Here is a 9133-nt window from a genome sequence, read left to right as displayed (position 1 = left end):
TTTTGTACATAAACACTTAGTTAAACTTAATTTTACACCAGTTTTTATATATTTTCAACAGTTTCTGCACGAAATGAGGCTTTTTATTGTAGTTTTTTGCTTTTGGTTTAGGCTCACTATCTGACGGTAGAGAAGGAATTCGGCGTATGGAGCTATCCGTATCCCATAACCTTTCAATAGCGTTCAAAGTGCAGTTTTTTTGTAGTAAACTTAAATCCAATCTGGGCGGACAGGGACACTTGTTCCCGATGAAGAAGGAGGCGTAAAATTAGCCCGTTTAAAACCGACAAGACGCTGCCCATGGCAGGGTCCGATAAAGTGTGCCCAAAAATAAATGACAAAAAGCAGAACCCCCCCCTTTTTAGGTGCTTAATTAAAGCTGAAGAAATGGAAAAAGGACTATTACACTGAAAATTTCCTATTTTTCAGTGCAACAGCCCCCTCTTATGTTGTGGCCTTATTTAGGTTAAAGCGGTGTATTTTACTCGGATTTAATTTCCTTCCACATGTCATTGTAGATGGTATCCACATCGTCTCCCAGATACTGGATAATCTCGCAGTTAGACAGCTTATCTAAATCAGGGAACAGGGCCTTGTTGTTCTTAAGGTCGTGGTCCAGCAAATCATAGGCGCCTGTGTTTGGCGTGGCGTAGGTGATATATTCAAAGTTCTTTTTGGCGATGTCAGGGCGGCACAGGAAGTCAATCCATTTCTCCGCATTTTCCTTGTGCTCCGCGTTGGCCGGAATGACCCAGGAGTCAATCCAGTAGTTGGTTCCCTCCTCAGGAATTACATACTCCAGGCTGTAATCCAGACCCTGTTCCGCCACTGCATCCTGGATGTAGAGCATTTCCCCGGAATAAATCACGCCCACAGCAGCCTCGCCGCCAATCATCTTATCCCTTACCTGGTCAATCACATACGCCTGGACCAGAGGCTTCTGCTCAATCAGCAAATCACGGGCCTCAGCCAGCTCATCGGGATTGGTGCTGTTTAAGGAGTAGCCCTTCATCTTCAGAGCAACGGTAAATGCATCCCTTACACTGTTCTGCATGAGAATCTCACCGCTTAAGCGCTCGTCCCATAAATCGGACCACTTGGTGGGAGCGGGAACGCCCAGCTCCTCCAGGCGCTTGGTGTTATAGAGAATCCCCATGGTTCCCCAGCAGTAGGGTACGGAATACTTGTTCTCAGGGTCAAAGCCCTTGGAGATATCCAGATATTGCTGGCCGATTTCCTTATAATTAGGGATGTTGTCAAAGTTGAGCTCAGCCAGAAGGTTATTTTCAATCATGCGCTGAATCATGTAGTCGGAGGGGCACACAACGTCGTATTTCACAGCGCCGGCCTCAATGACAGGGTACATCTCCTCGTTGGTCTCAAATACATCGTAGACAACCTGTATGCCGGTTTCATCCTCGAACTGGGTGATGACATCCTCGTCAATGTACTCTCCCCAGTTGTATACGTTCAGCTTGTTGTCTTCCTTGTTTCCGCCTTCGGGGGAAGATTTGGATTTGCCGCAGCCGGTTAAGAGGGCGGCGGACAGGACTGCCATGGATGCAGCAGCAAGGGTGATTGCTATTTTCTTTTTCATAATCGTTCTCCTTTAATGTCTGAATTCGGTTATGCCTTTTCCGGCTTCTTAATGGACCGGAAGTTAACAAAGATGAGAAGAATCAGCACGGTCAAAAATATGATGGATGACAGCGCGTACATGGACGGCCGTATGCCGCGCCTCACTTCGCTGTAAATCAGGGTAGACAGAGTGTTGATGCCTGCGCCCTTTGTGAAGTGGGTGATGATAAAGTCGTCTAAGGACATGGTAAACGCCAGCAGGAAGCCGGAGAGCACGCCGGGCATGATATCCGGGAACACCACCTTGAAAAATGCGTACAGGGGGGATGCGCCCAGGTCCAGGGCTGCCTCGTAGGTGTATTTGTCCGTCTGTTTAAGCTTGGGCATGACGCTTAGTATGACATAGGGTATATTGAATGTAATATGGGATATAAGCACAGTCTTAAATCCCAGGGAAATACCAAAAGCAATGAAGGCCAGCATCAGGGAAATACCGGTTACGATGTCGGCGTTCAGCATAGGTATATTGGTTACGCCCATGACAATGGTCCTGGGCACTGTCCGCATGGAACTGATGGAGATGGCCGCTGCCGTGCCTATGACCGTTGCCACCAGGGCCGATACAAAGGCTATGATTAAGGTGGTGGTCAGGGCGCTCATGATGGAGCGGCTGTCAAACATCTGGGTGTACCATTGCAGGGTAAATCCGCCCCACTGGGTCCTGGACTTGGATTTGTTGAAGGACAGGATCATCATGGTAAGGATGGGGGCATAAAGGAAGATCAGTATCAGCACCATATAAAAATCCGATATGATTTTCCGCAGTACCTTTGAACTCTTTGTCATCAGAATGCAGTCCCCTCTCCGTTTTTATCGTATTTGGCTATCATGGCCATACTGATTAGGATGAAGACCATGAGAACCAGTGAAAGTCCGCTTCCCAGATGCCGGTTGCTTCCCCTGGTAAATTCCTGTTCAATGACATTGCCGATGAGCAGGATCTTGCTGCCGCCCAGCAAATCGGAAATAACGAAGGTGGTCAGGGAAGGGACGAACACCATGGTAATGCCGCTGATGATGCCCGGTATGCTTAAGGGGAACCATATCCTGGTGAAACGTTCAAAGCTGTTGGCGCCCAGGTCCATGGCGGCATTTATGATATTGTCGTCTATCTTGGACAGCACATTGTAAATGGGAAGCACCATAAAGGGCAGGAAGTTATATACCATGCCCAGCACAATGGCTGACGGGGTGTTAATCATGGACTGTGAAGGAAGGTGAAGCCAGTTAAGGATACCGTTGATGACTCCGTTTTTCTCCAGCAGTGTCTGCCAGGCCAGGGTTCTCAGGAGAAAGTTCATCCACATGGGAAGGATGAATATGAATACAATGAATCCTCCAGCCGCGGCTCCGCGGCCCCTCAGTATCATGGCCAGGGGATAAGCTATCAGCAGACAGAGAACCGTGCTCGCTAAGGACAGTCCAAGGGATAGCCACAACGCCTTTGCGTGGTCCGCGGAGGCAATGGCAATGACATTTGCCATGGTCAGGCCGCCTCCCTTGTCAGTCAGCCCGTACCATATAATCATGGCCAGCGGAATCAGTGTAAAACCGGCCATCCAAATGAGATAGGGACCTGATAACAGCGCCTTGCCGATGGCGGCGCCTTTTTTTTCGCTATTCATTGACTCCCAGCGCCTCCTCGTCTTCAGAAGCAGGCTTGTTCATGATCTGGATTTCAAAGGGCTCCACATGGATGCCCACCTGCCGGCCTACAGGAAACATATCGGTGGAATGCACCAGCCACTCGAAACCGTCCGGAGTGGTTACTTCCATCTCATAGTGGACGCCCTTGAAAATCAGGTGGGTCACAACGCCCTGAAGGGTGCCGTCCTCAGGCTTTACAAGGTCAATGTCCTCAGGCCGGATGACCACATCCACAGGCTTATTATTGCCAAATCCCTTGTCAACACATGCAAAGCGGGCACCGAAGATTTCTACCAGTTCGTCCCGGATCATGATGCCGGGCACAATATTGCTCTCACCGATGAAGTCAGCCACGAAAGCATTTTCAGGCTCATTATAAATCTGTTCAGGGGAACCCATCTGCTGGATGTATCCCTGGTTCATGACCACGATGGTGTCAGACATGGTCAGGGCCTCCTCCTGGTCATGGGTCACATAGATAAAGGTAATTCCCAGTTCATTCTTAAGGCGTATCAGCTCGTACTGCATATCCTGGCGCAGCTTTAAATCCAGTGCGCCCAGTGGCTCGTCAAGAAGCAGCACCCTGGGTTCGTTCACAATGGCCCGGGCAATGGCGATACGCTGCTGCTGGCCGCCGGATAGGGAGTCTACGGTCCGGTTCTCATAGCCGGGCAGGTTCACTAAATTCAGGGCGTATTTGATTTTGTCGTCAATATAGGATTTTGGCTTGTTCTTGATCTTTAAGCCAAAGGCAATATTTTCCGCGATATTCATGTGGGGAAACAGTGCATACTTCTGGAATACGGTGTTCAGCGGGCGTTTGTTGGGTGGAATCATGGAGATGTCCTGTCCGTCGAAGATTACCTTTCCTGTGTCAGGGGTGGTGAAGCCGCCTAATATACGCAGGGTAGTGGTCTTGCCGCAGCCGCTTGGGCCTAACAGGGTTACGAAGCTGTTCTCACTGATGGAAAGGTTCAGGTCGTCCAGGACCAGCTCACCGTCAAAACTTTTTGATATGTGCTGTAAATCAATGAAAGGCTGGCTCATGATAATCAAATTCTCCTTTATCTTAATGTGATTTAAAAACTTGGCGGCGAGCTCACCCACAGAAGAAGAGCCCCGTTCTTGCTTGTCAGGTGATGTTTCTTATCCGGCGTGAAGTAGAAGGATTCCCCTTTTTTTGCCTTGTATGTCTTGCTGCCTATATGGATGGATATGCTTCCCTGGAGCACGTATCCGAATTCCTCCCCTTCATGGGGATTATAAGGATAGGTGGAGCCTCCGGCCTTTAAGGTGAGGAGGATGGGCTCCATCACATTTTTCTGGGCATTGGGGATGATCCATTTGATTTCATTATTTAAGTCTGTATCGATTTTCTCAAAATAATCCTGTTTACCAAATACTACCTGTTCATCCGGCGTTTCATTGAAGAATTCACCGATGGTGGTGCCCAGGCATTGCAGAATGTCCATCAGGGTGGCTATGGACGGAGACGTCAGGTCACGTTCCAGCTGGGAAATGAATCCCTTGGAAAGCTCGGCCCGGTCAGCCAGTTCCTCCTGGGTCAGACCCTTTAACACCCGCAGTTCCTTTAGTTTACTTCCGATTTCCATGGAGCTCCTCCCTGTCTCGCGATTCTGAATAAAAAGTTTACAAATACTAACTGACTATAAAAATAAGTAAAAAGTTTAGTAATAATAAACAAGCGCAAATTTCATTATACATTAAATCAGTGGTATGTCAATACCTTTTTGAAAGATTTGTCAGATAAGTTCAGGGAAAAGTTTGGAGATAAGCAGCGGGGGACAATTTCACAAACTTCCAGTTAACAAATTCACAAATTTATGATATGATGTTTTTAGTCTAAATTGAAATAAAAACCGACGTAAATCAGGGAGGTACAGACAGGTATGAGCGGCAAATATATGGCATATGTAGGATCCTATTCCTACACCGGAAAAGCAAAGGGAATCACAGTGTTTGACGTGGATGTGGAAAACGGAATATTTAGGGAGAGGTGTGAGATGGAAGTGGACAACTCCTCCTATGTCATTGCTTCCAGCGATGGGAAGACCTTGTACTCCATCGCGGACGAGGGGGTTGTATCCTTCCGGATCCTGCAGAACGGCAGCCTTGCAAGACTGAACAGCGCTCCCATCCGCGGCATGAGGGGCTGCCACCTGTGCACTGATAAGGAAGATAAATATGTGTTTGTCTCAGGCTACCATGACGGCAAGACCACGGTCCTGAGCCTTAACAAGGACGGTTCCGTGGGGCAGATTGTGGACGAGGTGTTCAACAAGGGATACGGCAGTGTGGCTGAACGCAACTTCCGCTCTCATGTGACCTGTACCAGAAGGATGTCCGACGGCAGGTATGTTCTGTCTGTGGACAACGGAACGGACCAGGTAAAGGTATACCGTTTCAATGACAAGGATAAGAGACTGTTCCAGGTGGATGCCATCCACTGCGACCTGGAGTCGGCTCCAAGACATTTCCGCTACAGCTCTGACGGACGGTTCCTCTATCTGATGCATGAGCTGCAGAATGTAATCTGCGTTTATTCATATGAAACAGGAGACAGGGCGCCTGTGATTGAGAAGATACAGACAATTTCAACCACCTCCACTAAGAATCCGGGCAATCTGACGGCTGCCTGCGCCATGAGACTGTCTCCGGATGAGAAATACGTTTACTGCACCAATGCAGGTGAAAATACAGTGAGCATCTACAGCAGGGATGAGAAATCAGGACTTCTCACCATGATTTGCTGCCTGCCTGTCAGCGGGGAATATCCAAAGGATGTGGCTGTATTCCCGGATCAGAAACACATCGCGTCCATAAACCATGACAGCGGCAGCATCAGCTTCTTTGAAGTGGATTATGAGAAGGGCCTGATCGTTATGTGCGGACGCAGCGTCATGGTGAATGAGCCAAACTGCTGCGCCATTGCAAAGATTGGAAATTAGGTTGATAAGTAATTGGGTTATAGATTCAGGAGGACAGGAGACAGCATATGGCAGGTTCTACATTGGGAACAATATTGAGAGTGACGACCTGGGGAGAATCTCATGGAAAGGGAGTCGGCGTGGTGGTTGACGGCTGCCCGGCCGGACTGCCTCTGGTGGAAGGGGACATCCAGTCCTATCTGAACCGGCGAAAGCCAGGCCAGAGCAAGTTCACCACGGCCAGACAGGAAGGGGACCAGGTGGAAATCCTGTCCGGTGTGTTCGAGGGAAGGACCACCGGAACTCCCATTGCGCTGGAGGTGCGCAATACAGACCAGCGTTCCCATGATTACAGAAATATCATGGATATTTACCGCCCTGGCCATGCGGATTACACCTTTGACCAGAAGTATGGATTCAGGGATTACAGGGGCGGGGGACGGTCCTCGGGCAGGGAGACCATTGCCAGGGTGGCGGCGGGAGCTATTGCCTGCAAGCTTCTGGAGAGCCTGGGAATTACGGTCAGAGCCTATACACGGGAGGTAGGCGGCATTGGCATTGCCCGGGAGCGCTTTGACCTGGATGAGATGTGGAATAACAGGCTGTACATGCCGGACGCCCAGGCAGCAGCCCAGGCAGAGGTCCGGCTGGAGGAACTGATGGCTGGGAAGGACTCCTGCGGGGGCGTGGTGGAATGTATCATCCGCGGTATGCCTGCCGGGGCAGGAGAACCTGTATTTGAGAAGCTGGATGCCAACTTGGCCAAGGCTATGCTGTCCATTGGCGCGGTCAAGGGATTTGAGATAGGAGATGGCTTTGCTGCTTCCAGGGTCCGGGGTTCTGAGAATAATGACGCATTCGGCATTTCCCATAAGGCGGCAGACGGCAGCCTGTATTTGAACGGCAGGATTGGAAAGCAGACAAATCACTCAGGAGGCACACTGGGAGGAATCAGTGACGGTAGCGATATCGTGATGCGGGCAGCATTTAAGCCCACGCCCTCCATTGCACAGCCCCAGCACACCGTGAACCAAAATGGTGAGGAGACCGTGGTGGAGATAAAGGGCCGCCATGACCCCATCATCGTGCCGAGGGCCGTAGTGGTGGTGGAAGCCATGGCCGCATTGACGGCGGCCGACATGCTGCTTCTGTCCATGACATCCAGGCTGGACCGGGTGCAGGCCTTCTTTGCGCAGGACAGGGTATAAAAGACCGGATGCAGGAAGCAGGGCACGTACGGCAGGGAGCGTGCGGATGGGCAAAAGCACAGAGCATATAATATAAAACAAGCAAGACATAACATAGGGAATGGATAAAAGGAGTAGAGGAATCATGAAGATTGCAATTGGTAACGACCATACAGCCATTGAGCTTAAGAACATCATCAAGGAGTTTGTGAAAGAAAAGGGCTATGAGGTTATTGACCTGGGAACCAACTCCACTGAGAGCTGCGACTACCCCATATACGGCGAAAAGGTAGGACGGGCCGTGGCCGACGGCCAGGCTGACCTGGGAATCGCCATCTGCGGCACCGGCGTAGGCATCTCTCTGGCAGCCAACAAGGTCAGGGGAATCCGTGCCTGCGTGTGCAGCGAGCCTTATACGGCAAAGCTGTCCAGGGTGCACAACAACTCCAACGTACTTGCCTTTGGCGCCAGGGTAGTGGGCAGCGAGCTGGCTAAGATGATTACAGAGGCATGGCTGGACGCTGAGTTTGAGGGCGGAAGGCATGAGCGCAGGGTGAATATGATTATGGAGATTGAGAATCGGTAGGATGTGGATGGTACGCGGGTGTTCCTGGCGGAACTTGTTCGTGAACCAAAATATGAATTACAATATTACAGTAACAAAAAGCGTCCGTCTGTCTTTTCTCCTTAGCGTGGGAAGAGACAGCGGGCGCTTTTGAATATTTGGTGGATGAGAGTCACGGGCGGAGTTCCCTACAAGCGCCAGCGTACCATCCCACCACTTTATCTCTTAATAGTTTTCAACCTTTCTCTCAAAGTAAGCCTTAGGATGAGCACAGCATGGACATACTTCGGGAGCTTCCGGTCCTTCGTGGACGTATCCGCAGTTTCTGCACTTCCAGCCAAGAGGCGCATCGCCCTTGAAGGTCTTGTCGCTCTTTAAGCTCTCTAACAGCTTGTTGTATCTTCTCTCATGTGCAGCCTCAACCTTGGCAACCAGTTCAAACTTAACAGCCAGTTCCTCGAAGCCTTCCTCACGTGCTTCACGGGCCATACGGGCATACATATCAGTCCATTCGTAATTCTCGCCTGCTGCCGCGTCAGCCAGATTCTCCTCAGGAGTGCCGATGCCGTGCAGCTCCTTGAACCACATCTTGGCATGCTCTTTTTCCTGGTCCGCGGTCTCCAGGTATAAAGCGGACATCTGCTCATAGCCTGCTTTCTTGGCAGCGGATGCATAATAGGTGTACTTGTTGCGCGCCTGGGACTCGCCTGAGAATGCGTCCTTTAAGTTCTGTTCAGTTTTAGTTCCTGCGTATTTTGATGCCATAAATTGTACCTCACCTTTCTCTTTTGTTTCGTTTTTTACTACCTATAAACTATTGTATCCTGGTATTTACAGAAATTCAATCTAAAAATCAATATTTTGCAGCTATTCAGCGTTCGGGGAATATGTAAATATTAGATCTCAGCCCGATGCGTTTGGCTCGGGGATTGCGGAAAACGGATGCCAGATAAGAATACAGGCAGTCCTGGGGAGACCGCCTGTATTCCTGGTTTGGAGGGTAAAATTGATTCTATGTCAAATTAGCCGAAATATCTGTTTAACAGTCCTTCGAATGCCTTGCCGTGACGGGCCTCATCCTTAGCCATCTCATGAACGGTGTCATGGATTGCGTCCAGGTTCAGAGCCTTTGCTCTCTTAGCCAGGTC

The 9133-nt window shown here is 49.9% G+C and carries 9 protein-coding genes and 1 pseudogene; 3 read left to right on the top strand and 7 right to left on the bottom strand.

The features are described 5' to 3' along the window. Positions 1–481: 481 nt before the first annotated feature. Genes G614_RS0122585 through G614_RS0122565 form a run of 5 tightly spaced genes read right to left on the bottom strand, consistent with a single transcriptional unit; the run spans position 482 to position 4898 of the window. Entirely contained in the window at positions 482–1597 is a 1116-nt protein-coding gene (locus G614_RS0122585) for an ABC transporter substrate-binding protein (protein WP_027643728.1), read from the bottom strand. Between the two features lie 29 nt (positions 1598–1626). Next, entirely contained in the window at positions 1627–2424 is a 798-nt protein-coding gene (locus G614_RS0122580; protein WP_027643727.1) for an ABC transporter permease, read from the bottom strand. Beyond that, positions 2424–3263 (bottom strand): ABC transporter permease, encoded by an 840-nt coding sequence (locus G614_RS0122575; protein ID WP_027643726.1) that lies wholly within the window; start codon positions 3261–3263, stop codon positions 2424–2426. The genes G614_RS0122580 and G614_RS0122575 overlap by 1 nt, the downstream gene beginning before the upstream one ends. Then, entirely contained in the window at positions 3256–4332 is a 1077-nt protein-coding gene (locus G614_RS0122570; protein ID WP_027643725.1) for an ABC transporter ATP-binding protein, read from the bottom strand. The genes G614_RS0122575 and G614_RS0122570 overlap by 8 nt, the downstream gene beginning before the upstream one ends. Before the next feature lie 32 nt (positions 4333–4364). Then, complete coding sequence (locus G614_RS0122565) at positions 4365–4898, bottom strand: helix-turn-helix domain-containing protein (protein ID WP_027643724.1); 534 nt, start codon at positions 4896–4898, stop codon at positions 4365–4367. A gap of 297 nt (positions 4899–5195) precedes the next feature. Here G614_RS0122565 and G614_RS0122560 point away from each other — a divergent pair, with 297 nt between their 5' ends. The 3 genes from G614_RS0122560 to rpiB all read left to right on the top strand — a co-directional run bounded on the left by G614_RS0122560 (position 5196) and on the right by rpiB (position 8006). After that, positions 5196–6254, top strand: coding sequence for a lactonase family protein (locus tag G614_RS0122560; protein WP_027643723.1), 1059 nt, complete (start codon positions 5196–5198; stop codon positions 6252–6254). Positions 6255–6301: 47 nt separating this feature from the next. Continuing rightward, positions 6302–7441: a chorismate synthase gene (gene aroC / locus G614_RS0122555; RefSeq protein ID WP_027643722.1), complete on the top strand. Its 1140-nt coding sequence runs from the start codon at positions 6302–6304 to the stop codon at positions 7439–7441. Positions 7442–7565: 124 nt separating this feature from the next. Beyond that, positions 7566–8006, top strand: a complete 441-nt coding sequence (rpiB, locus tag G614_RS0122550; RefSeq protein ID WP_027643721.1) for a ribose 5-phosphate isomerase B — start codon at positions 7566–7568, stop codon at positions 8004–8006. Between the two features lie 204 nt (positions 8007–8210). Here the strand turns inward: rpiB and rbr are convergent, their stop codons facing one another. Beyond that, positions 8211–8750 (bottom strand): rubrerythrin, encoded by a 540-nt coding sequence (gene rbr / locus G614_RS0122545; protein ID WP_027643720.1) that lies wholly within the window; start codon positions 8748–8750, stop codon positions 8211–8213. A 257-nt stretch (positions 8751–9007) separates the two neighbouring features. After that, a pseudogene (locus G614_RS34740) lies at positions 9008–9133 on the bottom strand (NADH peroxidase); the annotation flags it as partial.

Source organism: [Clostridium] clostridioforme AGR2157 (genome assembly GCF_000424325.1).
Lineage (GTDB): Bacteria > Bacillota > Clostridia > Lachnospirales > Lachnospiraceae > Enterocloster > Enterocloster clostridioformis_A.
The sequence above is the reverse complement of the archived record's forward strand: the minus strand, read 5'-3'. Positions and strand labels throughout refer to the sequence as shown.